General features: G+C 65.2%; 20 protein-coding genes and 1 pseudogene. 12 read left to right on the top strand and 9 right to left on the bottom strand.

The features are described from left to right. Positions 1-1005 (top strand): protein kinase (locus K8638_RS39205; protein ID WP_223759863.1); only part of this gene is annotated, 1005 nt, incomplete at its 5' end. Positions 1006-1102: 97 nt separating this feature from the next. Here the strand turns inward: K8638_RS39205 and K8638_RS39210 are convergent. Next, positions 1103-2554, bottom strand: a complete 1452-nt coding sequence (locus K8638_RS39210; protein ID WP_223759864.1) for an AAA family ATPase — start codon at positions 2552-2554, stop codon at positions 1103-1105. A gap of 340 nt (positions 2555-2894) precedes the next feature. On the opposite strand from K8638_RS39210, the gene K8638_RS39215 reads away from it, so the two are divergent. After that, positions 2895-4073 (top strand): Shedu anti-phage system protein SduA domain-containing protein, encoded by a 1179-nt coding sequence (locus tag K8638_RS39215; protein WP_223759865.1) that lies wholly within the window; start codon positions 2895-2897, stop codon positions 4071-4073. Between the two features lie 160 nt (positions 4074-4233). Here K8638_RS39215 and K8638_RS39220 read toward each other — a convergent pair whose 3' ends face one another. The 3 genes from K8638_RS39220 to K8638_RS39230 all read right to left on the bottom strand — a co-directional run bounded on the left by K8638_RS39220 (position 4234) and on the right by K8638_RS39230 (position 6499). Further along, complete coding sequence (locus K8638_RS39220; RefSeq protein WP_223759866.1) at positions 4234-4947, bottom strand: hypothetical protein; 714 nt, start codon at positions 4945-4947, stop codon at positions 4234-4236. Between the two features lie 663 nt (positions 4948-5610). Beyond that, positions 5611-6333 (bottom strand): double-CXXCG motif protein, encoded by a 723-nt coding sequence (locus tag K8638_RS39225; RefSeq protein WP_223759867.1) that lies wholly within the window; start codon positions 6331-6333, stop codon positions 5611-5613. A 16-nt stretch (positions 6334-6349) separates the two neighbouring features. Continuing rightward, the gene (locus K8638_RS39230; protein ID WP_223759868.1) at positions 6350-6499 is read right to left on the bottom strand and encodes a hypothetical protein; all 150 of its coding nucleotides are present in this window, start codon (positions 6497-6499) and stop codon (positions 6350-6352) included. A 723-nt stretch (positions 6500-7222) separates the two neighbouring features. Here K8638_RS39230 and K8638_RS39235 point away from each other — a divergent pair. Next, positions 7223-7528, top strand: coding sequence for a hypothetical protein (locus tag K8638_RS39235; RefSeq protein WP_223759869.1), 306 nt, complete (start codon positions 7223-7225; stop codon positions 7526-7528). Continuing rightward, positions 7525-8322 (top strand): hypothetical protein, encoded by a 798-nt coding sequence (locus K8638_RS39240; protein WP_223759870.1) that lies wholly within the window; start codon positions 7525-7527, stop codon positions 8320-8322. Before K8638_RS39235 ends, K8638_RS39240 begins: the two co-directional genes overlap by 4 nt. 440 nt (positions 8323-8762) lie before the next feature. Here the strand turns inward: K8638_RS39240 and K8638_RS45450 are convergent, their stop codons facing one another. Next, on the bottom strand, positions 8763-11792 hold the full coding sequence (locus tag K8638_RS45450) for a discoidin domain-containing protein (RefSeq protein WP_223759871.1): 3030 nt from the start codon (positions 11790-11792) through the stop codon (positions 8763-8765). Between the two features lie 724 nt (positions 11793-12516). Continuing rightward, positions 12517-12705 (bottom strand): annotated as a pseudogene (locus K8638_RS45455) (hypothetical protein); the annotation flags it as partial. 103 nt (positions 12706-12808) lie between these two features. Here K8638_RS45455 and K8638_RS39250 point away from each other — a divergent pair. The 4 genes from K8638_RS39250 to K8638_RS39265 all read left to right on the top strand — a co-directional run bounded on the left by K8638_RS39250 (position 12809) and on the right by K8638_RS39265 (position 18891). Further along, complete coding sequence (locus K8638_RS39250) at positions 12809-14380, top strand: SDR family NAD(P)-dependent oxidoreductase (RefSeq protein ID WP_223759872.1); 1572 nt, start codon at positions 12809-12811, stop codon at positions 14378-14380. 549 nt (positions 14381-14929) lie between these two features. Next, positions 14930-15805, top strand: coding sequence for a DUF2381 family protein (locus K8638_RS39255; protein ID WP_370644230.1), 876 nt, complete (start codon positions 14930-14932; stop codon positions 15803-15805). After that, a complete protein-coding gene (locus K8638_RS39260; protein WP_223759874.1) occupies positions 15802-17583 on the top strand; it encodes a serine/threonine-protein kinase in 1782 nt (593 codons plus the stop codon). Before K8638_RS39255 ends, K8638_RS39260 begins: the two co-directional genes overlap by 4 nt. Before the next feature lie 162 nt (positions 17584-17745). Next, the gene (locus K8638_RS39265) at positions 17746-18891 is read left to right on the top strand and encodes a protein kinase (RefSeq protein WP_223759875.1); all 1146 of its coding nucleotides are present in this window, start codon (positions 17746-17748) and stop codon (positions 18889-18891) included. A gap of 128 nt (positions 18892-19019) precedes the next feature. Here K8638_RS39265 and K8638_RS39270 read toward each other — a convergent pair whose 3' ends face one another. Beyond that, a complete protein-coding gene (locus K8638_RS39270) occupies positions 19020-19433 on the bottom strand; it encodes a hypothetical protein (protein WP_223759876.1) in 414 nt (137 codons plus the stop codon). Positions 19434-19515: 82 nt separating this feature from the next. After that, complete coding sequence (locus K8638_RS39275; RefSeq protein ID WP_223759877.1) at positions 19516-20655, bottom strand: alpha/beta fold hydrolase; 1140 nt, start codon at positions 20653-20655, stop codon at positions 19516-19518. Positions 20656-21076: 421 nt separating this feature from the next. Here K8638_RS39275 and K8638_RS39280 point away from each other — a divergent pair, with 421 nt between their 5' ends. Together K8638_RS39280 and K8638_RS39285 are read left to right on the top strand one after the other, a co-directional pair. Next, a complete protein-coding gene (locus K8638_RS39280) occupies positions 21077-21571 on the top strand; it encodes a VOC family protein (RefSeq protein ID WP_223759878.1) in 495 nt (164 codons plus the stop codon). Continuing rightward, positions 21564-22229 (top strand): dihydrofolate reductase family protein, encoded by a 666-nt coding sequence (locus K8638_RS39285; protein ID WP_223759879.1) that lies wholly within the window; start codon positions 21564-21566, stop codon positions 22227-22229. The genes K8638_RS39280 and K8638_RS39285 overlap by 8 nt, the downstream gene beginning before the upstream one ends. Before the next feature lie 146 nt (positions 22230-22375). Here K8638_RS39285 and K8638_RS39290 read toward each other — a convergent pair whose 3' ends face one another. Continuing rightward, entirely contained in the window at positions 22376-23902 is a 1527-nt protein-coding gene (locus K8638_RS39290) for a hypothetical protein (RefSeq protein WP_223759880.1), read from the bottom strand. A 92-nt stretch (positions 23903-23994) separates the two neighbouring features. Between K8638_RS39290 and K8638_RS39295 the strand changes: the two genes are divergently transcribed. Further along, the gene (locus tag K8638_RS39295) at positions 23995-24426 is read left to right on the top strand and encodes a VOC family protein (RefSeq protein WP_223759881.1); all 432 of its coding nucleotides are present in this window, start codon (positions 23995-23997) and stop codon (positions 24424-24426) included. A 311-nt stretch (positions 24427-24737) separates the two neighbouring features. Beyond that, positions 24738-25277, top strand: coding sequence for a YceI family protein (locus K8638_RS39300; RefSeq protein WP_223759882.1), 540 nt, complete (start codon positions 24738-24740; stop codon positions 25275-25277). Positions 25278-25282 lie beyond the last annotated feature (5 nt).

Genomic DNA, 25282 nt, shown 5'->3' on the forward strand with positions numbered 1-25282 from the left:
ACGGCCCGCCTGCTCCTGACGGATGCCCATCAACCAGCCGGCTTGCTCGCCCATCAGCAGACGTGCGCGTCAACACTGTTGAGCTTGGCCCAGGCGTGCGGACGCTACTTCTCCGAGGCGTTCATCCTCTACGTGGGCGCGGAAGTCGCGGCAGCCCTCGACTACGCACACACGCGCACGGATGACGCGGGCCTGCCGCTTGGCATCGTCAACCGCGACATCAACCCGGCTCGTATTCGGATGGGCCCGCACGGCGAGGTGAGGCTCACGGACTTCGGGGTGGCCCTCTCACGCCTGGCAGGTCGGCTGGCGACCTCGCTTCCGCGTCCCCAGGGCGAAGTCCTCTACGCCGCTCCGGAAGCGCTGCTGGGCGAGGTGGTGGACGCGCGAGCCGACCTGTTCTCCCTGGGGCTCACCCTGCTGGAGTTCGCCACCGGGCGGCACCTCTACGACCCGGGCCACCTGCGCATTGAGGAGGTGGAGGCGCGGCTATCGAAAGAGGAACGGGAGCAGGCACTCGCGGCCTCGGTGGCGTCGATGGTGACGGAGCTGCCGCCATTCGCGGAGGACGCCATCTGGTGCGCCATGGCCTACCGCTCCGAGGACATCGAGCGCGCGGCGGAGGGGTTGCCCGTGCCTCTGCGCGACATCCTCCACACGCTGCTGCGGCGCAACCCTGCTGAGCGCTTCGCCACGACCGCCGAGTTGGAAGCCGTCATGCGTGCGCGGCTGGCGCAGTTGGGGCCCTATACGGGCGAAGACGCTGTGAAGGAGGTTCAGCGGGCGCTTGTAGAGGCAGGTGACAGGCTCTGGGATTTGGAGGTACCCGCCGACGAGGGCGGCATCACAGCGCCTGTCACCGGCTCCCTCAACGCGGACGAGCTTTTGACGGAGACTGAGCCATCCCGTGACTCGCGAACATCGCCCCATGCGACACGTCACTTGGAAGAGGTGACAACTGCGCCTGGGATGGGCAGCGCAGAGCCAAGAAGAAGTAACCGATAGCCAGCACACTGTTCCCAGCCTGGCCAACGGGGACGAGTATGTGGGCTCGCGAGGCAAGCATCTACCCGCCCTCGTATTGGGGAAGGCTGGTCAATCCCTATTTCCCAGCAGGGATAGCATTAGAGATTGCACTGACGATGCGTTCTCTTTCGCCTTGGGAAAGACAGCTTCTAACCCACTCCGTTGCAAGCACGTCCCAAACCGCGCTCTTGCTTTTGAGAATGCGATCCCCAACCATTCCTGTCCATTTGTGGTGGTCCGGCTCCAGCATCGCGTCATCAAGAAACGCGAATAAACTCCCCGCCCCTACACCAAAACGGTCGGTGAGATTTGGCCAATTCTTGGCCTTCAGCTCTCCAAACACCATCTTCTCAGGCGCAACCGTTCCGGGAAGCGCAATGCAACCATTGCCTGCTCCGGTGTCGCCATCAACAACGGCAATGGAAGGGTACGGGAGTTTCTTCTTGGCCGACAGATCTCCCATTATTGTCACGGCATTTGAGGGGCCAACCGGGAGAATCAAGAGCCGGGGCAGAATTTCTTGCCCGGTTGGGGCAGAAACAAGAATTTCTCTCAAGAGCACTTCAGCTTCGCGATCCTCGACAAAAATATGCAGCTCGGGACGAGCATTTTCATCAAGGCGGCTCAGAGCGAATTCAGGACTGGCACCGTAAACAGTGTTGACACCATTGGGCCCCGGAAGAAGAAGGACGCGGGCTTCCTCTGGGAGTTCCTCAAGAATATATGGGCTGTGAGTCGAAACGATGATCTGGAGTCGCTTCTGACGGCTCAACCACAAGAGAAAGCGCATGAGTCTGCGCTGAGCACGAGGGTGCAGCGATGCTTCAACCTCGTCAATAATAAGTAGAGAGAAGTCTGGAACGGACTGCAGTTTGCCAATCAGATCCAGCGTTGCATCTTCTCCCGCGCCTTGATGGAACTGAGAGATCTCGCCGAATTCTCGCGTCAGCAGACCAACCTGCTTCTTTTTATCTACTGCGGTTTTGGCGAAGCGAGCTTTTGAGTAGGCGCGACCAAGAATGTGACTCAGGCGCTCTCTGTAATCGGCCGATATTTCTTCGGTTGATATTTCCGCCGCTTTTTGCTTTGCAATCTTTGCGTATCCAACCGATGCGTCAATGGGGAGGATTCGAGAAATGTCGAAGAAGAAGACATTTCTTTTAGGGCGTTTTTCCGGGTAACTCCAGCGCTCGTTCGGTTTTCTGAGCTTAAAGGAGTCCGGCACTGCTCCTTGACGTGTCGTGTATTGAAGAGAGATGTCGCGAAACACATCCCAGTGAGTGTCGACAAAGAAGTCAGATGGATAGAACGGGTCACCACCATCTGCCTCATATGCGCAGGCTGCGGCGCGCAAAATGGTTGTTTTCCCTGTGCCATTTTCTCCAACGATGGCTGTTACTGGGAACCCGAAGGAGACGGTTTGTCCTGTCCAACCCCTTAGTCCGGAAACTGATACCGACTCAAGCCACTTGGGCCATTTCTTTGAGTGGAACTGCTTTCGGATGAGGTCTATCTCGTCATGATCCACTTGACACCCTCGGCTCTGGTTGGCGCGTGACTTGGACTGTAGCCTGTGCTGCCGAAACTGTGTGAAGGGAACTCACGGCGGTCATGACGAGCGGCCACCAGAGCATATGCCGGTTGGGATAGGACCCCGTCGAGGATGGCGGGCGGGTAGCTAGGTCTCGTCGATCACGCACCGTGTCAAAGCCCCCGGCGCGCTGCGCGGACATTCCGGCTCGGTGGAACTTGCGCTAGGGGCCGCAGCGGTACTTCACCATGGAGCGCCGCGTCAGGCTCCTGGTTACGTAGTCGGCCCGGGAATCGGGGTACAGTAAGCTGGTCGCTCGGGCTTCATTGGAGGGGGCATGAAGAAGAACGAGGTTGCTCACGCAGGGGCAAGCCAGCCGGTCGTCGCCAAGCGTGTTGATCTCGCGTCCGCCGCTCGACCGGGCCTCGCGGGGATGCAGAGGACTCAGCTCGCCAATGTAGTTCTTAAAGATGGGAAGCGAGCGGTGAAGACGGCAGTCGCCTGGGAGATCCGCAACGATGAGACCGGCGAGGATCACCATATCGCGGTGAAGCTGGAAACCCAGCGGCTGGAAAGGAAGGGTGGCACATGGGTGCCAGATGAGAAGAAATCTATCACGCTCGATGATGACGAGCAGATCTCTCGCTTGGTCACTTTCCTAAACGCACTTGCCAAAGCGCGTGGCGAGAAGATCTTCGGCAAGGTCCTCCTTACGCCCGTCGACAACGAGGTGGACCTTGATGCTGTGCGCCGCGCGCTCGATATCCTGACCTCGGAGCGCCGCTCCGAGTTGATGGTTGAGCTGCTAGAAGCTGTACGCGGCGACACGAATGCTCTGCATTCGCTCACGAACGCCGCACGCTCTAGCCCAAGTGGGCTCCGCGCTGCTGTTGCTGCTATCAACATCGGCCGTTTCGAGAGTGTGTTGAATGAGTTAGAGCGTCTCATTGAAAGTAATGGCCGCGAAGCAGCCTTTCAGAGCCTATTGGCGGACAATCCTTGGCTCTTCGGGTCCGAGTACAGCGAGCGCCACACCCAGCGCAGCTTCACGCGCGACCAGCAGCAAGACTTCATGCTCCGGCGCACTGTGGACAACTGCCTGGAGCTAATTGAGATTAAGACGCCCCTTGAGGGTAAGCCACTCTTCCTCGCCGACCGGTCACACCAAGGATCATGGGTGCCACGTCAGGAACTCAGCGCGGCGCTTGCTCAAGTGATGCGCGATTTGGAAGAACTGGATGCAGATGTCCTCAGCATTAGGGTCCGCGACGAGGAAGATGTCCGCAAGGTACGGGCGCGGATTATCATCGGCAGAGACGGGGACCGCGAGCAGGTCGAAGCGCTTCGGCGGCTCAATGGGCACCTGCACCGTGTCGAGGTGATAACCTTCGACATGCTTTTGAAGATCGGCCGCCGTGTTGTCACTGCCCTTGCCGGTTCCAACCAAGTGGCTGTTGAGGGGCACGCCCCTATCCCAGAGGCGAGCGACGATGGGTCGGACGATATCCCCTTCTAATACTACTTGGCCGCTTCCCTCGGACTCCTCCGGCTCTCCAAGGGACATCTCACCAAGTAGTACTCAATGAACGTTCACGGTTTTCGAACGGTCAATTTGCGCTGGGTCCCGAGAGCTGAACTTCGGGACGGCCTGAGTGGCAGAAGTCGTGAAAGCTGGTTTAGGCTGGGAACTTCGCGATGAAGAATCGAACCCAGTCGATGAAAAGGATTACTTGCCGGAGATCATATTTCTCCCACTCGGCGTGAGCCGCCTGATTGCGTAGCGCGAGCTTCGCCGTCACTTCTTTTTGCGTCGGGGTATCGTAGGCGCCCACCTTGGCCAGTTCCGCATTGATGGCTTCGGTGGACTTGTTCTCTCCATTTTCCTTAAGGAGGGATACGCCATGTTTCTGCGCAAGCTGGCGTAGGTGCTGCTCAAGAACTCCGGCAGCGACAACTGCGGCGGGATCCTTGAATCCTTTTTCTACTAAATGCTGGGCCATTTCGAGGAAGTCGGCGAACAAGTCACGATGAACCAGCTCGGTGACCGCATTGAGCGCACCGTGTTCGTATTCGTGGCGAATTCCCCGCAACGCACCAAGAAGCTGCTGACGCACATGGTCGTTGGCAGGACCATACTTCGCCAGAATCGCGTCCGTCTGCGCCCGGTAAGGGGAGTTAGGCGGGGCATACCGGGTGATAGCCGACGAGAGCATCAGGCAGGCGCGTGCAATATCCTCAGCACTTCGCTTGGTCGAAGTTCGAGGTGGCCGATCGCGCTCAATCCACCGGGCCCCTAAGTTGGGAACATCGTGCACTTCCGTCCGAATGTTCTCGGCCTCGCGCAGGGTCCGATCGATGTCCTCCAAGATTGCCTGAACATTGGTTGGCATGGTGTGGAGCCTCAATTGAAACGCAGCGTTATCTGCCCTCAGGTGGCCGATGCGTCAGTCTCGGCGATGCATTGCGTCGCGCGCTCTCTTGCAAGGCGGGCGCATGTTTCTAGCAATTTAAGTCCTTGGGTTTGCACCAACGGACGCTGCTAGCTTCGGAGCTTACCGTGACACGCTTACGGGTAACCACAGCCTATCATGAATGATCACAGGCAACTACTCCTCCCGCGACTGGACGTCGAGAATCGTGGGCGCTCGTTTAGCTCGTTTCGGTCGCCCGCGAGGGCGTGTTGGGGCAGCCGGTGTGGCGGGATTGAATCGCATGTGCCCTCAGTGTGCCCCGCCAGCGTGGATTGAGGCGGAACATGGGGGAACAGCGTGGAACGGGGCGGGATGACGAACCTGAGGAGAATCAAGGCGATAGCGGGTAACAGCGCGTCCTGCTTGGGGTTTTCCATCGCCTTGTCTGCGGGTTCGATTCCCGCCGCCTCCACATTCAGAAGCCCAGCAATCTCACCGGGTTGCTGGGCTTTTTCTTTGGCCGCGTTGCCTCATGCTTCCGAGTCGAAGCCGGCGGCGGCCGTGGCTCCGGCGGCGCCTCCGGGCGCGGTGTCGGCGCCAGAGAAAGCTCCGGCACCGTAAGGGGCTACGCGAGTCCGTCCTTTACCGGACCGGTAGCTCGCGGAACTGAATGGCTCCAAGCTGGAGGTGCTTCACCGCGGTGACGAAGCGCTCGCTCGCGAGGATGACCGTCTTGAACTCGTGAAGACGGAAGAGGTCCACGTCTTCCGGAAGCGTCACTGCTTTCAGGGCGGCCGTCTCCGCCGGGTAGCCGTTGTGGTTGCTACCGCATCGCGAGCAGGGGGGCTGCCAGTCGGCGAGGAAGCAGGAAGGGTGCAGGTTTCCTCGCACCTGAAGCTCCAGCTCGAGGAGCTCCGGCGGGTGCTTGCTCCGGTAGCGCAGCTCTCCCAGCGCGCCGCGGAGGCCCCGCACGCCCGCATCCTGGAGCTTCTCCACGGCCTCCCGTGATGCCCAGAGCGTCCAGGGGGCCTGGAAGAAGAAGTCACCGAAGCGGCCCGACGCCTTGCCACTGACGGGCCCGAGCTGAGTTCCTGGCTCCAGGGGGGCTCCGGCGGGAACCCGGGGCCGCAGCAGCTCGCATAGCCGGCGGTATTCCTCCAATGACACGGACTGAAGGCTCCGGGGCTCCTCCAGCAGTGCCCGTTCGGGTAGGTCGTTGAGGTCCACCGTCGGGTACGCCTCACCGAGACCGCCATATCCTCCGCACACCGCGCACTCGATGCTGGGGATGCACCATCGGCTCGCACCGTCGATGTTGCCCGTCTGGGGTGTGCTCGTGCCTTCGAGCACCTCGAAGAACTTCATGCGCGGCTCCCGGTCCTCACCGCAGGTAGTAGTACGGGACGATGGGGCCCATCAGGTCATAGTGGGGGATGTGCTCCCAGGCGAGCTGCGTGTCGTTCGGGGTGGAGGCGCATGCGGTCAGCAGCGCACCCATCAGTCCCAGCAGGGAGGCGAACGTTCGTGCCATGGCCGCTACTCTGCCCTCGTCCACGCATCGGGTTCTAGAGAGCAGGAGGGACAGGCCCACGTTCCCCTGGGACAGGGCAGGGGAACCCACGCCTACGTTATAGGCGGGATAGAGGCCCTGTTGAGGGGGAGGGAGGGTGCAGAGGGGCCGAGGAGGGCCGCTGACGGGGCCGCCCGAGTGATGCTCCCGTCCGGTGGACAGGCCGCTTGAGCCCCCTTGGGGTACACGCCTGCCCAGACCGCGCTCCCATCAGGTGCGTAGCAGGGGCCTGGACCTCTTGGCGCCTCTTGAGCCTCAACTCACGTACGCCAAGACCCGCCGCCTGCCTCCACACCTCAGCCCCCTGCGCGGTGCTTGACGCCTTTCCGGGGAAAGCGGACAAAGAATCACTCCATGGCTACTCCAACCATCGTCAGGAGGCTCATGGTTTCCAGCCTGAGCCTGCTCCTGCTCTCCTGCAGCGCGACGCGACACTCTTTCCCAGGTCCTACAAACGCACGGGAACTGAGCAGGTACGTCCTCATCCTTGCGAGAGCGCCTGACGGGCAGGTGACTCATTCGTGGAGACCCGTCAACGAGTTCGATTTGCATGCGCATCTGGCGAAAGCCCGCCGTCCGCGAGGACGTATCGTCCAGGCATCCTTCAATCGTGACTGTGAGGACGAGCGTGCTGCGTGTGAGAACATGTGCCTGGCGAGCCTGAAGGGCCGCAGTTGGAGCCATATGAGCGCAGGCTCGAAGAATGAGCATTGTCGCAACGCCTGCCGGCCCGCCTACCTTGACTGCTGCCGGCTCCAGGAACTTGAGGAAGGCAAGACCATGAAGTTTCAAGCCATTGATGAAGCGGCCGCATGGGTGAAGCAGAACCATGAGGAACTGCTGGTGGGAACCCTCATCATCATAGCGGGCGTGACCTTCGTCGTCGCTGTCGCCGGAAGCGGTGGCCTGGCTCTGCTGCTCGTACCAGCAGTCGTCCTCGCATCGTCCGATGTGGCTTCCGAGCCACGAAGCCTGGCGGTAAAGCCATGACGAGCCGGATGGCCCTCTCGGAAGCACAGCAGGTGATTGGGAGGCGCTGGAGTCCGGAGCAGCCTCCGGAGCAGGAGCGGATTCTCGGCCTCGCCCGGGACGCCCTGGACTTCATCTCCGCCACGGGCCAGTGGTATCTCTTCGTGGACTTTCGACGGAGCGGTGCCTCCGGCGTCTCCGCGGCCTCCTGCGGCGAGGGTTCACCGGAGCTGCGAGAACTCCTGGGCAGGACAGAGCGCTTCTTCCAGGCGCTCCTCGATGCTCCGCACGCATCTGGAGAGCAGGCGTCCCTCCAGCTCATCATCGAGGCGCTCCGATTCATCTCCGCCACCCGTCAGCACGAGTCCTTTAGTGACTTCGTCGAGCATGTCGCGACCCATGCTCCGCCCTTCATCGTGGCCGCGTTTGAAACGCGGCAGGAGGCGGAGGCCTGGCTGGAGAACCACGCGAATCCGCCCGACTCCGCTCGTATCCTGGTCGGAGACACGTACCATGACGTGGTCTATGATCGCGACACGGGCTTCCGCCGTCTGCCATGGAATCGAGACCTCCACCACTACCTCGCCTGGCTGAAGCAGGTCGAGCCCCCGGTCGCGACCGCGTCATTCTCCACGCGGCAGGAGGCGGAAGAATGGCTGACGAAGCAGCCCCACCCGGCCAGGCGGACGTGGGTGCTGATCGCGGGAGAGCTCCACCTCGCGGCGTACTACCCGAACATCAATCACCGCGCCCTCTTTCCCCTCTCCATCTCAGAGGGTGAGAGGAAAATGGATTCACCTCCGCGCCAATCTTGACGTCATCCCTTCGGGCAAGGCTGGAGGTTGTCGTCGAGGACGCGTGAGAAGCGCTCACGCTCCGTGTCGAGCCACTCGGCCGGCAGCGCCTCCAGGGCGCGCCTCTGTTCCGCAGCGGCCTCCTCGGAGTTGGGTATCCGATGCACGAGCACCGTCTTCTCTGGTGAGGCGGGTCGGCGCAATCTGGCAGGGTGAACAGGACTCTCTCAGCGCGGCGACGACTGCTCTTCGGACGGGGTCGCCGAACTCCGGAGGACCTGTTACGCCGAGCTACGACACTGAGAAGAGAGAGCCCCGTGGCGCCAGCAAGGTGCCACGGGGTTTTCGCGAGGAGCGCGCGCGGCCGCTGGTTTGAAGCCTTGCGTGGGAGCGGAACGTGCCAGGACTGGCACGCTCCCGAGTCCCCGCGAGCCCATCACGAACTTCTCACTCCAGCAGGCTCACCTCAGCAGCGCCTCGAGCTTCGACGAGGCGGGCTCTTCGAGCCCAGCCGCGAAGGACGGCAGGGTGTACTCGCCCGCGCGGCAGGGCTGCATGTTCGCGCTGCGGTCCAGGGTCCTCGGCACGGTGTAGTCCACGGCCATGAGCCGGTGCTCGTAGCCTGCGTTCGAGCGCACCGTCACCTCGTAGTAGTAGGGCCGGACCTGGTAGTTGCACTGCGCCGGCCAGACCACGACGCGGTTGTTCACCGTCGAGGGGAAGCCGCCCACGCCGCCGCCCAGCTCGAAGCTGTTGCTCCACGACAGGGTGTGCGCCTCATCCCGGGTGACGCCCGAGGAGAACTCGTAGGAGATGCCCGCCTCGACCTTGTAGAACACGCCCGCGCTCGCCTCCAGGGAGATGCCGGCGTTCCAGGTGTTGGACGTTGATGAGGCCTCCGTGCTCCAACCCGAGCGCTCCTGCGTCAGCGACCACGACGCGATGCCGCCGCCGGGGCCGATTGTCTTGTTCCCCAGCACGTTGCGCGTCGCGCCGTCCCAGAGCAGGTTGCCCTTCACCTTCACCCAACGGTAGGTCTGGCTCAGGGTGTCGAAGATCTCGGCCTCGAACTCGCCGTCGTTCGGCGTCGAATCCCTCACCGCCGACGGATACCGGTCCGGCTCGACATGGTTGGTGCCGAACACCTGCACCTCCGCCAGCGACAGGGAGTTGGTGCCCGCCAGCTGGACGCGCACGTAGCGGCCGCTGATGGGCGCGCCCTGGGCCAGCGTGAGGAAGGTGGTCGTCTCGCCGCCCATCCCCGGGTTGTAGTACGCGTGCACGCGCGGGTCGTTCTTGAGGACGTTCGGGTCATTCGAGATCGTCCGGAAGTCCGTGTCCGAGACGAAGACGTAGAAGTCCTTCAGGCGCGCGGGGCACGGGCCTTCGTCGCAGTAGTCCTTCTTGCTGCGGTTCCACAGGCGCACCTTGCCCACCGGCTGCGACTGGCCCAGGTCCACCTGCCACCAGGGAGTGCTCTCGTAGCAGGTGTGGGTGATGGAGCCATGGCTGTAGATGCCATCGGTGTTCGTATCCACGGCCCTGGCCGGCTCTCCGCTCCAGCACAGGCTGGACTGGGTGGTGAAGGGGCCTCGGAACAGCGCCAGGTTGCTCCAGTCCCGGACAATGGGCGCCCACTGCGAGGTGTTGGCGTTGTTGACCGGGCTGTACTGCACGTCCCAGGTGTTCAGGACCGGGGACTCCTCGGCCACGCTCCGGTGGTCACAGAAGCGCGCCCAGCTGTCGGCGGCGGTGCTGCCCTGCCGGACCTGGTAGGTGTAGCAGTTATAGGTGTGGTTCTGGACGATGGCGAAGTCATCCGAGTTCGTCCACGCGGACGAGATGCTGGTGCTGTCCCCCGAGCCGCTGGAGCTGGTCGACGAGGCGCTCCACTCGTAGCCGCCGGACACCTTCACGGACACCGAGAACGCCTCCGCGTCCACTCCGCCGCCGACGTAGCCCGTCACCGAGTTGGACGTGGTCGAGGTCAGCGACGTCTCCTGCGACTTGCCCACCATGCTGGACTCGCCGATGGAGCCGCTCGAGTTCTGCGGGTTGATGTTCTTCCAGAAGGGCGGCACGAAGACGGCCGAGGTGATCTGCGGCTCGACCACCGTCTGGCAGCTCATCCCTGCGCCGTTGACGGGCTCGTAGTGCGCGCGGATGGAGTCGTTCGTCCAGTCGCCCAGCGCCAGCGAGACGAAGCTCGGCGAGGAGGTGCCGGTGTCACGCCAGGTACTCGCCAGCTGCAGGGGGGTGAAGGGCGCGCGCTGGTCCTCGAGCCGGATGAGCTGCAGCGCGTTGCCGCCATCCTTGAAGGCGGCGGCGATGTCCTGCAGCCCGTCGTTGTCCATGTCGGCCACGGCCAGCGAGACGGGGCTCATGCTGGCTCCGGAGCGGGAGTCCGCGGCGCTGAAGAGAGAGCCGTGGACCAGGAAGGTGTCGTCCCCCGGGAGCGTGGCGCTCGCGTCGTGCGAGTCCAAGGTGAGCGCATTGAAGCCGGTGCCGATGGAGATGCTCTGGGACGCGTTGAGCAGCGTCGATTCGTAGCCGTGGAAGGCCAACGCGACCTCCGCCAGCCCGTCACCGTCGGTGTCACCAATGGCCAGCCCGAGGCCGCGGAAGAAGAAATGGCGATCCCACTGGATGAAGGGGTCCAGCGTCTTCTTGTCATACGAGAGCTTGAAGGCGCGCAGCTGGAGCTGCGTGGCATAGCTGGTGTCGGGATCGCGAACCCCGAAACCCACGATGACGTCGTCCTTGTAGTCGCCGTCGATGTCGCCCGCGGCCACCTTCAGCTCCGAGGTCTCCGTGCCCTGCAGACCGATGCGCGTGGTGGCGAGCTCGCGGTAGTTCATGGCCTGGCTGTTGGGCAGCGTGTAGCCGGGCTCGTACTTGAGCACGATGAGCTGGACCATCGACTGTGAGTCGAGGAACGCCAGGACGATCTCGTCATCGCTGCCGTCGTTGTCGAGGTCTCCCACCGCCATATCCAGGTAGCGCACCCCGACGCGGCCCGTCGCGGCGCTCCGGCGCCAGTAGCCCTGGACGTAGCCGTCGGGGTGGGCGATGGCGCCCGAGGCGTTGCCATCGAACATGAAGATCTGCGTCATCCCATCCGAGTCGATGAACCCCCAGGCGATCTCGTCATCCTCGTTGCTGGAGCGATCCAGGTTGCCGGCCGCGATCGCCGTCTCGCGGTAGTTGTTCAGGCCGGGAGCCGCGTAATAGTAGGGGGTACGTGAGCCGCCCCCGGCGTTGGTGATGGAGATGAGCTGCGTGCTGTTGTTGGCGTCCTTGAAGGACATCACCAACTCCGAGCGGCCGTCGCCGTTCAGATCCGCTGCTACGTTCTTCTGCAAGGTGATGGTCTTCCGGGCACCATCCGTGTTGCTGAAGGTCCATATGCGCTCGAGAGACTCGGCCCCAGGAGCGCCGATCCGATCGAACGTGTAGTCGACCGGGGCCCCCACCGAGCTGCGGAAGGACACGTAGGGCTCATGCTCTCCGGTGATGAGGAAACGCTGCCCGAAAGGGCTCTTCGTGCAATCCAGGCTGGAGGGAGCTGCCAGCAACTTCGGTACGGAGATGCGTGTCTCGGCGGGAGGCGCATCCACCTGCACGCCAGCATCCGGTATGTCCGCTCCACAGGCCGAGAGTATGGAGGTAAGCAGGAGTGCGCAGGGCACACGGGTAACCCAAGGCTTTCGATTCATGAGAGTCCTCTGAAGGGTTCAAGCCCGAGTCCGGTGTCTAGGGGGGGAGAGCACCGCTCGGGCAGCCGCCACGAGAGCAACCCATGTGCCAGGCCCGAGGAGCTGGCTCGTTCAGAGGGAAACCAGCTCCCGCGAGCCTCGCGAGCCATTCCCCGAACCCCTTTCGCCGCGTGGATGAGGACGCGCCTGCGTCCTGGAAAGAAGCAGCGAGTGCTCCCCTATCCGCCGACCTCCCCTGAAGAGCAACCCACTTGCATTTAACCGTGAGGTTGATTGTCAAGTTGGTTGACTGACGATGCCGACCGATACCCTGTCACGCACCTTCTCCACACTGGCCGACCCGCCCCGGCGGGCGAGCCTCGCCCGGCTGTCGAAGGGCGAGGCCACGGTCACCGAGCTAGCGACCCCGTCGGAGGAGCGAGCGACTGGGGGCTGTGCCCTCTGGCGGCTATTGCGTTGTCCGCCATGCGCCCTGCTCATGAAGTAGGCATGGACTCCTTCATGAATACCGCAGCGGAGCAGCGCCTCGATTCGAGCCCTGGGGCGGCTGGGGAATGGGCGCCAGGGCACGCAGGGGCGCGTCGCTGCCCACGGCGATGAAGGGGGCCCAGTAATGGGGATGGGCCTGAGTCAGACGCAGCTCGCGCATCGCCTCGCGAAGCGCCGTGGCGTGTCCCCGCTCCCGAAGCCGAAGTGAATCAGGCTCGGCCGCACGCTCTGCCACCGGCCCATCAGGCCCGAGCCCATCGCCGCCCTTCCCTCGGGGGGCCCTGGCAGGTATTCCCTCCTGCGTGAAGGAAGCCGAGAGAGCCCTCCCCCCGCCTGACGAAACGCCACTGCCCACCGCGCTGTCCCTGGACGAGGTGCGCCGCTGCACCCGGCTCCTGGAGGCCATGGGCCAGAACCGCATGCTGCTGGCGGAGCTCCCACCGCAGGAGAAGATTGCCCTGCTCTCCGCCGCGGGCCGGGTGGTGCACCCGGACCGGGACACGAAGTCGCGGCTCGCGAAGTCGCTGAGGCGGGAGCGGAAGCAGACCGTGCAGAAGCATGACCGTACCCTCCGCGCGACGACCGAGATTCGCACGCTGCGCCGTGAAGCGGTCTTCACCGTGCCGTGCCTTCCCCCGCCGCCCCCGTCGAAGGCCCCCGAGCGCCTGCTCGCCGTTCCGCGCAAGTGCTACGTCTGCAAGGGGGAGTACCGGAAGCTGCACTTCTTCTACGACGCGATGTGCGTCGAGTGCGGGGACTTCAACTACGCGAAGCGGACGCAGCGGGCGCCGCTGGACGGGAAGGTGGCGCTCATCACCGGGGCGCGCGTGAAGATTGGCTACCAGGCCTCGCTGATGCTGCTGCGCTCGGGCGCGCGCGTCATCGCGACGACGCGCTTCCCCCAGGATGCGGCGGAGCGCTACGCACGGGAGCCCGACTTCGCGGACTGGTCCCACCGGCTGCACATCCATGGCCTGGACCTGCGGCACGCCCCCAGCGTGGAGCTGTTCGCCCGGCACCTCGAGCAGACGCACCACCGGCTGGACATCCTCATCAACAACGCGGCGCAGACGGTGCGCCGTCCGCCCGGCTTCTACGCGCACCTGCTGGAGGGCGAGCTGCGCCCCCTCGGCCAGCTCCCCGCGCACACGCGCCCGCTGCTGGCTGGACACAGGGCGTGCATCGCGGCGGTGCGGCCCGCCCTCGGTGACGCCGGCACGGGTGGCACGGCGATGGCCACCTGGCGCAGCAGCGACCCCTCGCTCGGCATCCACTCGTCCGCCGCGCTGTCGCTGCTGCCGTACGCCATGGAGCAGGAGGGCGACACCCAGGCCCTCTTTCCCCAGGGGCGCCTGGACGCGGACCTGCAGCAGGTGGACCTGCGCGGGATGAACTCCTGGCGGATGAAGCTGGCGGAGGTCTCCACGGCGGAGATGCTGGAGGTCCACCTGGTGAACGCGGTGGCGCCCTTCATCCTCTGCGGGAAGCTGAAGCCGCTGATGACCCGGGGGCGCACCACGCCCGGCCACATCGTCAACGTCTCCGCCATGGAAGGCAGCTTCTCGCGCGGGACGAAGACGGACCGCCACCCGCACACCAACATGGCCAAGGCCGCGCTGAACATGATGACGCTCACCTCCGCGCCCGACTACGCGAAGGACAACCTCTTCATGAACGCCGTGGACACCGGCTGGGTCACCGATGAAGACCCGGCGCTGTACGCGGAGCGCAAGCAGCAGGACCTCGACTTCCAGCCCCCGCTGGACATCGTCGACGGCGCCGCCCGCGTGGTGGACCCCGTCATCTCCGCGGAGAACACCGGCCAGTACGTGTGGGGCAACTTCTTCAAGGACTACCGCCACACTGCGTGGTGACGGCGGGGGCCGGCCTCGGCGCCGGGCCCCGCTCGGGGCGGCTCCACCCGGCACACAGTGACGTTCCAGGGCTACTGCTCCTTCGCCTCCAGCCAGCGCTGGACGTCGTGAAGACGCAAACCCGAAAAACCCCATCCGCTTCTCGCTTCACCGCCGGGTCTTCAGGCGCTCCAGGTGCTCATCTTCCTCGCGCGTAGCCAGGGTGTTCCCGCACCCTCTGCACACCTTCCTCCCGGTCCTCCTGACCGCCTGCTACATCAGCGGGCGCGGCGCTCCAGTTTCTCGCCGACGATGGGCGGGCGGCGCGACCCCATCACGCAGCCGGCTCGAACTCGGGCCTCGCTCCCTCAACCAGGGTGCGCGTCAACACCTACAGCGTGCCGCTCGTCGGGGGTGCGTTCCTCTGGGGCGGCAGGGTGTTCCGGTAGACCCTTGGGGCGAGCCGCTGCGGGCGAGACGGTGCCCCTGCGCAGGCGCAGCCGATGGTAGCGTCCCGTCTCGGGAGGTCATGCACCATTGCTGCAACCCGTTAGATTGGCCCTTGCTCTCGTGCTGCTGGGCGGAGCTGTGCCGCGAGCCGATGCCGCCCCGCCGCGCACGCCGCGAGTGCGGCCCGTCGCAGTCACCGGCACCCCTGCCGAGCCCTTGCCCGAGATTCGCGTCGAGAAGGCAACGCCGACGTTGCTGTACTTCCCGACGGAGATTGCGAAGAGCACGCTCACGGTTGACGGAGTGCTGCGCACGGTCGACAAGGTGGCGGTTCCGGTCGACGAGTCGCGGATTCGGATTGTCGACGTGGGCGAGCGCTCGATCATCGTTCAGCCCGAGGCGGATCTCGGACCGGGCGAACGTCACGAGCTTTCGGTCTTTTTCGCGGATGGGCGCGCACCTGCACGGGCTGCGTTCGTGCTCGTGACCGCCCCGGCCGACGTGGACGCGCGGATCGACGTGGAACGCCGCGAGCAGCCGACAGCCGCGTGCCCTGCCGAAGCGCCGCGCCCCCCACCTGGACCGGAAGATTTCGTGTTGCTGGGCTACGCCGACAAGGAGGGCGTTCCGACGGGCACGGTTGAGGCGGCTTCGGACGACCCGAGGGGCCTGCAATCAGAGTTCGGCTGGACGTATCGCGGGCCTAGGTGGGCGCTGGTGGACGTGAGGATCTGGAACTCGGCCGGTCAGAGACCGTGGACACCGCGCGAGGCGACGCTGACGGGGAAAGGTGGTGTCCCGCTTCGGGCTCGGGTCGTAACAGTGGGGGGCGAAGACGCTCCTCCCGGTGGGTCGCTGCGGGTGCTCGCCGTGGCTGACAATCTGCCCCCAGGCGCGGGCGAGGTCTTCGCACTGGAGATACGTGGGGCAGGTGGCCGGAACCTTGTGATTCCCCGCGTGGCTTTCCCCATGCGTGCGGCGGGGGGCGATCGATGATTTCGAATCTGGTCAGGCTGCCGGCTGGCACGGTGATTGACGGATGGCACGTCGAGAAGGAACTCGGCAACGGCGGGTTTGCTGTCGTCTACCTTGTGGAGAAGAACGGGAAGCTATACGCGCTCAAGCTCGCGCGACACCGCGACGCCAGCGGGGACGAGAAGCGCACTCATGCCCGTGTGGTGCAAGAGCTGAGCATTCTCTTGATGCTGAGCCATCCGAACATCGTCAGTCCTCGCGGGTATGGATACGCGGAGACCGGCAATGTTTACCTTGTGCTCGATTACGTCGACGGCTGGACGCTCGGCGAATGGATGGAACGCAAGCACCCGACCGCGCATGAGACTCTGAGTGTGTTCGTGAAGATCGCTTCGGCGTTGGCTTACATGCACAGCCGGGGCATTCTTCACCGTGATTTGAAGCTGTCCAACGTTCTGATTCGGAAGAGCGATGGTGAGCCGGTCATCATTGATTTTAGCTGTGCGACCTACGCGCAGGCTGAAGAGCTGACCGACTCAGGACTTCCTCCCGGAACCGATCGATTCCGAGCGCCTGAGCAATTCCGGTTCCTGAACGAGCGTAAAGACGCTCGCCGAGCGCGGTACGCCTTCCAGGTCGCCGACGAGATCTTCGCGGTCGGTGCGATGCTCTACGAATTGCTGACTGACGCGCGACCGACGGAGCACCGCGACCGCTTCGCCCTTAACAACCCGGCTGCCGTTCCTCCACCGGCAAGGCCGCTGAACGCTCGCGTCCCCGAGGCACTCAGCGACCTTGCCGAAAGCATCCTGTCCCGAGACCCCGAGCGGCGCCCGGTCGATACCGAGGCGCTTCGGCGCGAGTTTGCGGAGCTTCTAGCGCAGCCGGGAGCGGACTACACGGTGCCGGTTCATCCACCCTCGGAACATTGGCAGACAGAGCCCGGCCACGGTGCGGCGCGGGTCACGTTGGAGCCGACGAGAAAGCCCCGATCTCGCAAGCTGAGGGCGTTCGCGGCAGGTGCCGCTGTCGCCGTGCTTGCCGCCGTCGTGGCCCTCTGGCGGCTCCCTGGAACAGAGCCCGCCTCATCTGCCGAGCGGCACGTCGCCACGCGCCCTGTGGCCCCGCGCGTCCCTTCCCCGTCCCCCAAGACAGTCTCGCCTGATATGTCAGCCCCCGCCCCCATCGTTCCGGGGGATGCAGGTTCGTCACCTGCCGCCGTCCAGGAGGAAGTTTCAACCGTGAAGACCCAGCGACCCGAAGCCCCAAAGCAGGCGCGCACTGGACGCGGCCAGAAGGCCCCCCCCATGCCGGACGTGTGCAAGGCGCTGCCGCTCCTCGCCGCCCTTGCGGCAGGGTGTCCCGGTGTCCAGGTGCGGCCCGAACCTTTCGAGTGCCCAGCCGGCGCAACAGAGGCCATGACCGACGTGCTTCGCTGGCACATCAACGAAGTGTTTCAGGTCACCATCGACGACCGGCACGCGCGCGACGCGCGCCTTTGGTTCTCCGCAGGCTCGGAGGTGGTGGGGGTCGTCCCGAAAGGCATTGTGCCCGGTCGGCAGTGGGAGGTCGCTCCTCCAGGCACGCGGTTCCTTGGGGGGAAGGTCTACCTCATTCCCAAGAGAACGCCAGCCGGGAGTCCTGGAAGGGTGATCGTGAAGTATGACCGCGTGAAGGTTCCTGGAAAGGACGAGCTGCCCGTGTGCTTCGTAGTGGAGACGACCGCCGAAGCGCTGAAGGACACGGCAGGGAGAGCCTTCAACGGGGCGAACGGAACGCCTGTTACTGAGTGGCCCTGAGCTACTCGCAGGGTGACGTGCCGGGTAGGTGGTCCGTTTTCGGCTCGGGCCCAAGTTCGGCACACCACCCTGTGAGGTGGTTCCCTTCCGTCCAATCCCATAGGTAACGTGCCCCTTCGTCGCGCTGGCACATTGCCAGCGCGAGCGGCGGGAGGATCGAGGATGCCGAGAATTGAGTTCAAGCTCCCCAAGGGAGCGATCCTGTTCAGCGACGACGCCTTCGCTTACGAGTTCCGCGAAGACTTGGGAGAGGCGCACCACGGGCTGAGCCTCTTCGTTGCGCGGCGACGCGCGGGGGACGGGCGCATTCTGGGGAAGGTACTGCTCAAGGCGGTTGGAGCGCCGACGGGCCCGGAAGGCGGTCGAGTCAAGCGGGCAAGGACGAAGCTCGAAGAGCAGGTGCGCCTGGCAACGTACCTCAAGCACCCGGCGATCCTGCGTGTCCACGGGCTGCACAAGGCCGAAGGTGCTTGGTACGTCATCACCGAGCACCCGACAGGGAACAACCTGAACGACCTTTTGACGATCGTGTCGGAGTGTCGGCGTTGGTTCTCGCCGTTGTTCGCGCTGTACGTCGGCGCGCAGGTGGCGAGCGCCCTGGAGCATGCGCACGCGGCAACCGACGAACACGGGCAACCGCTCGGGATTGTCCACCGGGCGATCGACCTGGAACACGTCTTCATGGATTGGAACGGTGGGGTTCAGGTGGCCGACTTCGGCCTGTCGATCTCCAACTTGCCGGGGCGCGTGGTCTCCACTACGGCCCGCCCGCAGGGGCCTGTTCACTCCACTTCGCCGGAAACGCTGCTGACCGGCCGTGTAGATGCCCGCTCCGATCTCTACTCGCTTGGGCTCGTCATGCTCGAATTGGCGACCGGGAAGAACCTGCTCGACGCGCCCGACGGAGTTCCCGACGCGGTCAAGGCGAAGCTGTCGCGGCGGCAACTCCAGCAGGTCAGGCGAGCGCTCAAGCGTGCCCGCCTTTCCGGTTGGGGCCCCGGTAGTGAAGCGGCCATTTGGCGCGCGGCGACCTACACGCCCGAAGACGTGGACGCGGCAACGGCAAATCTCCCCGAAGCGCTACGTCTGCCGCTGCGCAAGGTGCTTCAACGCAAGCCCGCCGAGCGCTTCCAGTCGGCAAGCGAGTTGGCTGCGGCCCTTCGTGAGTGTCTCGGGGGGGCCTACGGCAAGCGCGAAGCGGCGGCCGAGATCAGGCGCGCTTACGACGAGGCGGGACAGGCGCTCGTCGAGCTAGAGCTTCGGACTTCCCGGCCTGACGCGCGCACCCAGGCCGAAGCCAGCGCGTAGACGAGCTACGTCCCGCTGACGGCTCCCGCCATGTTGCGTCTATGTCGCGTGAGCCTGCGGAACGGGCTGGAACAGGGCGGGACGGGATGGGACGCGGCGGGATATCGACTCCCAAGCATTCCGGGCGGTTACGAGGTAAGGGCGCGATTCCGCTGGGGTTTTCGCACCGCCCGGCGCGGGTTCGATTCCCGCCGCCTCCACTGAGAAGAGAGAGCCCCGTGGCGCCAGCAAGGTGCCACGGGGTTTTCTTTTTCGCGGTCGGGCGCGTGTCCATGTCCTTCACCCGCCGCTGATAGGAGTGGTGCCAGGGCCGCTATCACCGCCTGCTCCTGCTCGAACAGGTGGATGAGGTGCTCGAAGGCGCCGGTGCCGTAGCGGGAGGCGATGGTGCCCAGCAGCGGCTCGCGGCTGCGCAGGCGGGAGAAGAGGGCGAACATCTCGTCGCGGCGTGCGTCCAGCCGGCGCATGATGCCGACGGCGTCCATCGCGAGCAGGTTGCGGACGCAAGCGGCCATCTCCTCGGCCTTCTTGCGGCGAGCCATGACGCGCGAGCCTACCTCCGGCGCGTGGCCGGGACCAACAGGACGGCCGGAGGCATCAGGGATACCGCCGTGCCGTTCGGAGCTATCGGGCGGCGACGGGCGCGACATCGCCGGCGCGCTCGGCAATCGGGCGGACATGGCGGACGAGTGAGAGCAGCACCTTGCCCGGCTCCTCGACCAGCATCTCGTGCGCCGACTGCTCGAACCAGACGAGCTGCTTCGACGGTGCCTTTACGCCCGCGAACCATTCGGCGGCCGCCGTCGCCGAGACGTTGTAGTCGTGGCGTCCGAGGAACAGGAAAAGCGGCGTCTTCAGCCGCTTCACATGCGTCAGGTCCGCCGTCAGGACCGCGGAAAGGAGCCTCTCGACCGAGAGCTCCTGCGCCTTCCAGACCTGGCGCACATCCTCTTCGGTGTATTCGGGCGACAGATTCACCGCTGCGCCCTCGAAGCTCGCATCGGGACGCCGATAGGCAGCACCGCCGAAGAAGTTGAGCCAGCGGCGCTGGAGCAGGATGTCCTTCACCGGCACCGGTGTCTTGCCAACGGCATAGGGCGCAATCGAGTCGAGGTCGCGGATTGCCTCTTCGTTCTTCGCCGCGCGTGCCTGCTCCATCGTCCAGGCCCAGCCGCGCCGCTCGCTCTCCCGCGCGTTGATGCCCTGGCCGGCGCCGATATAGGCGTGGAGCCATTCGGGGTGCCGCTCCGCGAGGGTGAGCCCGAGGATGCTGCCCCAGCTATGGCCGAGGACGAAGATCTTCTCCTTGCCGAAGGTCTTGCGCGCCCACTTGACGATCTCCTCGGCATCGGCGTGCATCCGTTCGACCGTGAGCGTCGGGGCCACCGTGGCTGGATCGTTCGCGACATACGTCTTGCCCGCGCCGCGCTGGTCCCACTGGATGACGGTGAAGAATTCGTCCCAGCCGTGGGCGAAATACCAGCTCGTCGGCATCGCCACCCAGCCGGGGCCACCGTGGATCACGAGCAGCACCGGATTGCGCAGGTCGCGGCTACGGACCGAGACCCATTGGTCGATGCCTCCGATGCGGAGCTTCTCGGTGCGCTCCAGCCCCTCGGGCGCCACGATCTTGCGGAGCCCCGCGATGATCTTGATGGCCTCGGCCCGGTCATGAGGGCCCGGCGCCTCCTGCGTCTGCGCCCGCGCCTGAATGCTCCCCAGCAGCAGCGTCGCCAGCGGTAGCCACGAACCTTTGCGCACCATGTCCTCCGGATGTTGTTCGCGATGTCCGAGGGTACAACCTGAAAGAGGTTCTCGCCTCCGTAGACGCGCAGCAGGCGCGGCTGGCAGACGAAGCGCGGGTTGCGGAAGTCGATGATTTCGACCTCTCCGGTGGTCTCCTCGAACCGCCCCGCGAGCACCCCGGCGGCGAGCGCCGCGGCCATGTACGCGGAGTCCTGGCCCTTCAGGTCCTTGCCGAAGCGGCGATTATCGCCGCCGACTACGTCCTGTCCCTGGGCCTCTCCTTTTCGGCCCGGAGCAGTGGAGCGGCAATCTGATGGCGCACGGATTGTTCGCTAGTCATCTCACTTTCACCGCCGGACTCCTGTTCGCTGCGGTACATGGACCTGGTGGTGCCATGGTCCTGCGCCGGCGCACCATCTGACCCATCGAGGAGGAATTCATGAGCAATAAGCTGGTCACCTGCCTGTGGTTCGACAAAGGCGAAGCCCGCAAGGCCGCCGAATTCTACGCGTCCATCTTTCCCGACAGCCATGTCGTGGCTGTGAATAGAGCTGCGTCCGACTATCCGGGCGGCCAGCAGGGCGACGAACTGACTGTCGAGTTCACGGTCCTCGGCCAGCCCTTCCTTGGCCTCAATGGCGGGCCCAACTTCAAGCCGAATGAGGCTGTCAGCTTCATGGTCATGACCGAGAGCCAGGAGGAAACCGACCGCTATTGGGACGCAATTACCCAGAACGGCGGAGAAGAGAGCGCCTGCGGCTGGTGCAAGGATAAATGGGGCTTTTCCTGGCAGATCACGCCGAGGCGTCTGACGGACCTGCTGAGCGAAGGCGGTGAGCGGGCCAGGCGCGCGTTCGAGGCGATGATGACGATGAGGAAGATCGACGTCGCGACGATCGAGGCGGCCGCCAAAGGGGAAGGCGTCAGTGCGTAAGCTCACGGGCGCCGTCTTCCAGTCGCTGGACGGCGTCATGCAGGCGCCGGGCGGGCCCGAGGAGGACCCGACCGGCGGCTTCACGCTCGGCGGCTGGACGTTCCACTTCTGGGACGAGAGTATGCATGAGTCGGCCAGCAAGCTCTTCGACGCGGACTACGACCTGTTGCTGGCTCGGCGCACCTACGACATTTTCGCTGCCTTCTGGCCGTACAATCTCGACGATCCGATTGGCGCGAAATTCCAGCGCATCAACAAATATGTGCTGACGCATTCGGGCGAGCCGCTGAGCTGGGAGGGGAGCCATCGGCTCTCCGGTGACACCGTGGAAGTGGTGTCAGAGCTGAAACGCAGCGACGGGCGCGACCTCCTCATCCAGGGCAGCAGTACCCTCTATCCGCCGCTGCTTGACGCGGGGCTCATCGATCGGCTCGTACTGATGACGTTCCCGGTGCTCCTCGGCAGGGGCAAGCGCATCTTCGACGGGTCGGAGAAGCCAGGCGCGCTCAAGCTCGTCGACCATTTCGTGTCGAATAGAGGCGTCATTTTCGCGACCTACGAGCCGGCCGGCGAGGTGCCGATCGGCTCATTCGAAAGCAAGCCGCCGAGCGAGGCCGAGCTGCGGCGGCGGGAGCAGTGGAAGCGCGAAAGGGCATGAGCCTTCAGCTTTTCGCCCATCCAATCGCGTCCTACTGCTGGACGGACTCCCGGACGACGCCGAGTCAGGCCCGGCGAGAACCGATGCAGTCGACAGTGTCTCGACAATCCGGTGTGGTACAGGGGGCCGCCTGGCATGCCACCGGCTCAAGGCGTGGTGAAGAAGGAGCTGATGACGTCCGCCGTGCCCTGGGGCAACCCTCCGAGCGTGTTGAAGGGACGGCTCTTCACGTCGTGACCGGTGACGTCCATGGCTGTCACGAGCAGGAAGTAGATGGAGCCCGGCAGCAGCACGCCGGGTGGCAGCCGCACCTGCGTGGTCGAGCCAGGCACGTGGATGTAGAGCTGGAGGGACGCGCGCCCGTAACCAAGGCTCTCGTCATAGCGGTGGAGCGCCACGCGGTAGCCGGTGGGATTGCCCACGTCCGGCGGCAGCCAGGCAACGACGGGGCTCGGAGAGCTCACCTGCCGCTGCACGTTCGCGTCGAGGCCGTCAATGGTCAGCCCGCGTGGCGGCGTGACGCGGGGCCGCAGGGGGGCCGCGGCGAGGCCCTCCACCCGGTCACGGACAATCATGTTGTGGAAGCTCATGGAGAAGGTGCGACCGGAGCCATCCGGCAGCACGTCCCGATAACGGAAGGGGTACACCGCGGAGCCCACCCGTGCCCAGGTGGATGGGAACGGCGTGCCGTACGACAGCAGGCGCGTGAAGTTGAACGACGCGCCCGTGGGCAGCTCCAGGCGAAGCAGGGTTCCCGAATAGCTCACCCAGCCACTCTCGGGCCTGTGTGCGCCAGCCTCGACGACGAGGAGCGGCTTCTGGGGTGTCGCGGACGGGTGAATCTGCGCGGCGCGGGCGGTGTACTCGGGGAGCCGCCAGTCGACGGACAGCGCCTGCGTCGGCACGGACTGCATCACCCCGCTGAGCGGCAGGGGGGTGACGCCATCCGGAGTGAAGTCGAAGGGAGCCAGCTCCACGCTGCGGACCACGGTGAGGCTCGTCAGGGCGTTTCCGTTCGGCAGCGCGCCCGCGTCCACGGCGCCGAGCTGGTTCACGTACAGCGCGTCACCCCGCGCGGCCTCGAAGACGGAAAAGGGCAGGCCCATGTTCCAGCTCTCGGCCTGGGTGGTGGTCACATGCGTCTGTCCCGCCAGGGGTTCGTCGTAGAAGTAGACGTCACCCGCCACGTCCAGCTGGCCGGAGACGAGCTCCAGGCTGGAGGGCCCCGCCGCGCTCCCGTAGGGGGCCCACGGGGCGAGGTTCGACAGGTCGAGCTCCAGCGGCGTCACCCCGATGTCCGTCAAGATGGCGTCCGGTCGGCCGAGCAGGTCCGTGCCGATCTCCACATGCCTCGCGTCCGTGACGACGACGGTCCGGTTCCTCCTCAGGTAGTACGTGGTGCCCTGGGGCACCCCTGTGAACAGGTAGCCGCCATCCGTGGCCGTACCGTCGATGCGGGTGAACGTCCCCGCGTCGGGGACGAGCAGGTGGGGCGGGTTCGCCGACATGTCATAGGGGCGCTGCGCGACCCCCGCCAGGGTGTGGTAGCTCTCGTGGTTCGTCACGAGCACCGTGTCGTCCGCGGGCACGCCGCCATCATCGGGAGCGCATTCGGAGCAGAGCGGCGCCTCCGCCCAGGCGCTGTCTCCCGCGGCGGGGCCCTCCATGTGCACGGATGCCGGGGCGCCATCCGCGCTCCCGGGCTCACTTCCCGCACAACCCAACCCCATGAGACAGACAGCGGCCCAAAGCGAAAAGGGATGCAGTGCCTTCATGTGACTCCTCCCATGCGCTCGTCGGAGCAGAGCATAGGAGAAATTGGGGAGCTGTTGAGGGTGGAGGGCTGGAGCAGAGGGGGCGAGGAAGGCCGCGGATGTGTGCCGCCCGTGCTGTACGCCGGGCCGGTCCCTTCAAGGTGGAGGTGGACCTGATGCAGCCCATCAACCCCGAGGGCAAGCCCCGCGTCCATGAGACGCCGCTCAACCACGTCGGGCTGTGGGTGGATGACCTGCCCACGGCGGTGAAGTGGCTGGAGGAGCAGGGCCTGTGCTTCGCGCCCAGAGGCATCCGCTGCTTCGTCCACCCCACGGGCAACGAGCAGCTCCCGTTCAGCGGCGAGGGCGTGCTCATCGAGCGGGTGCAGGCCCCTCCGGAGAGCATCGCCGCGTTCGAAGGCGAGTCGGCCGGCGGCCACTGAGCCTCACGGGCCCGGGGACGGCACTGGCGGGAGGGCGGTGCCTCCCGCCAGTCTTGGGGGACCGCATCCTCTCCGCCGGCAAGCAGGTGCGCCGGCTGACGGCGCTGGTGGAGAACCTGCTGGGATTGCCCGGCAGGTGGTGGAGGCGCACGAGGGCACCGTCTCGGTGGTGAGCGAGGAAGGGCGAGGCGCCACCTTCACCGTCGCGTTTCCCTTCCGTGACACGCTCCGCGAACCCCACGCTCTTCACTTGAACGAGGGGAGGGTGCCTCGTAGATGCTCCTGTCCACTTCCATCCTCGAGCCTTCTTCATGACCGCAGTCACCACCTGGAACGTCGACCCCGCGCACTCCTCCATCCTCTTCGTGGCCCGTCACATGGTGGTGGCGCGCGTCCATGGCCGCTTCGAGCGCATCTCCGGCACACTCAAGGTGAATCCGGATTCACCCGTGCACGGTGAGGTGGAGGTGAGCGCGGACACGGCGAGCATCTACACGGGCTCGCCGGACCGGGACAGGCACCTGCGCTCGGCGGACTTCCTCGACGCGGACAACGCCCCGCGGCTCACCTTCCGGAGCACGAAGGTGGAGCCCACCGGCGGCTCGGGCTTCCGGCTGCTGGGGGACCTGACCATCCGCAACGTCACGCAGTCCGTGGCGTTCGAGGCACGCCACACCGCCACGTCCAAGGACCCGTGGGGCAACACGCGGCTCATCTACACGGCGCGGGCCACCATCAACCGCTCGGACTACGGCATCCGCTGGAACAAGACGCTCGACAACGGCGGGTGGCTCGTCGGCGAGAAGGTGGACATCGAGCTGGACATCCAGGCCGTGCCCGTCACGACCTGACGGCG

Source organism: Myxococcus sp. RHSTA-1-4 (assembly GCF_020037125.1).
In the GTDB taxonomy this organism is placed as follows: Bacteria; Myxococcota; Myxococcia; order Myxococcales; family Myxococcaceae; genus Myxococcus.

Excerpts from the sequence above, each read along its gene's own strand:
- K8638_RS39215 (WP_223759865.1), top strand. The coding sequence starts at position 2,895 with ATGAAGAAGAACGAGGTTGCTCACGCAGGGGCAAGCCAGCCGGTCGTC.
- K8638_RS39220 (WP_223759866.1), bottom strand. The coding sequence starts at position 4,947 with ATGCCAACCAATGTTCAGGCAATCTTGGAGGACATCGATCGGACCCTG.
- K8638_RS39225 (WP_223759867.1), bottom strand. The coding sequence starts at position 6,333 with ATGAAGTTCTTCGAGGTGCTCGAAGGCACGAGCACACCCCAGACGGGC.
- K8638_RS39230 (WP_223759868.1), bottom strand. The coding sequence starts at position 6,499 with ATGGCACGAACGTTCGCCTCCCTGCTGGGACTGATGGGTGCGCTGCTG.
- K8638_RS39235 (WP_223759869.1), top strand. The coding sequence starts at position 7,223 with ATGAGCGCAGGCTCGAAGAATGAGCATTGTCGCAACGCCTGCCGGCCC.
- K8638_RS39240 (WP_223759870.1), top strand. The coding sequence starts at position 7,525 with ATGACGAGCCGGATGGCCCTCTCGGAAGCACAGCAGGTGATTGGGAGG.
- K8638_RS39260 (WP_223759874.1), top strand. The coding sequence starts at position 15,802 with ATGATTTCGAATCTGGTCAGGCTGCCGGCTGGCACGGTGATTGACGGA.
- K8638_RS39265 (WP_223759875.1), top strand. The coding sequence starts at position 17,746 with ATGCCGAGAATTGAGTTCAAGCTCCCCAAGGGAGCGATCCTGTTCAGC.
- K8638_RS39270 (WP_223759876.1), bottom strand. The coding sequence starts at position 19,433 with ATGGCTCGCCGCAAGAAGGCCGAGGAGATGGCCGCTTGCGTCCGCAAC.
- K8638_RS39275 (WP_223759877.1), bottom strand. The coding sequence starts at position 20,655 with ATGGTGCGCAAAGGTTCGTGGCTACCGCTGGCGACGCTGCTGCTGGGG.
- K8638_RS39280 (WP_223759878.1), top strand. The coding sequence starts at position 21,077 with ATGAGCAATAAGCTGGTCACCTGCCTGTGGTTCGACAAAGGCGAAGCC.
- K8638_RS39300 (WP_223759882.1), top strand. The coding sequence starts at position 24,738 with ATGACCGCAGTCACCACCTGGAACGTCGACCCCGCGCACTCCTCCATC.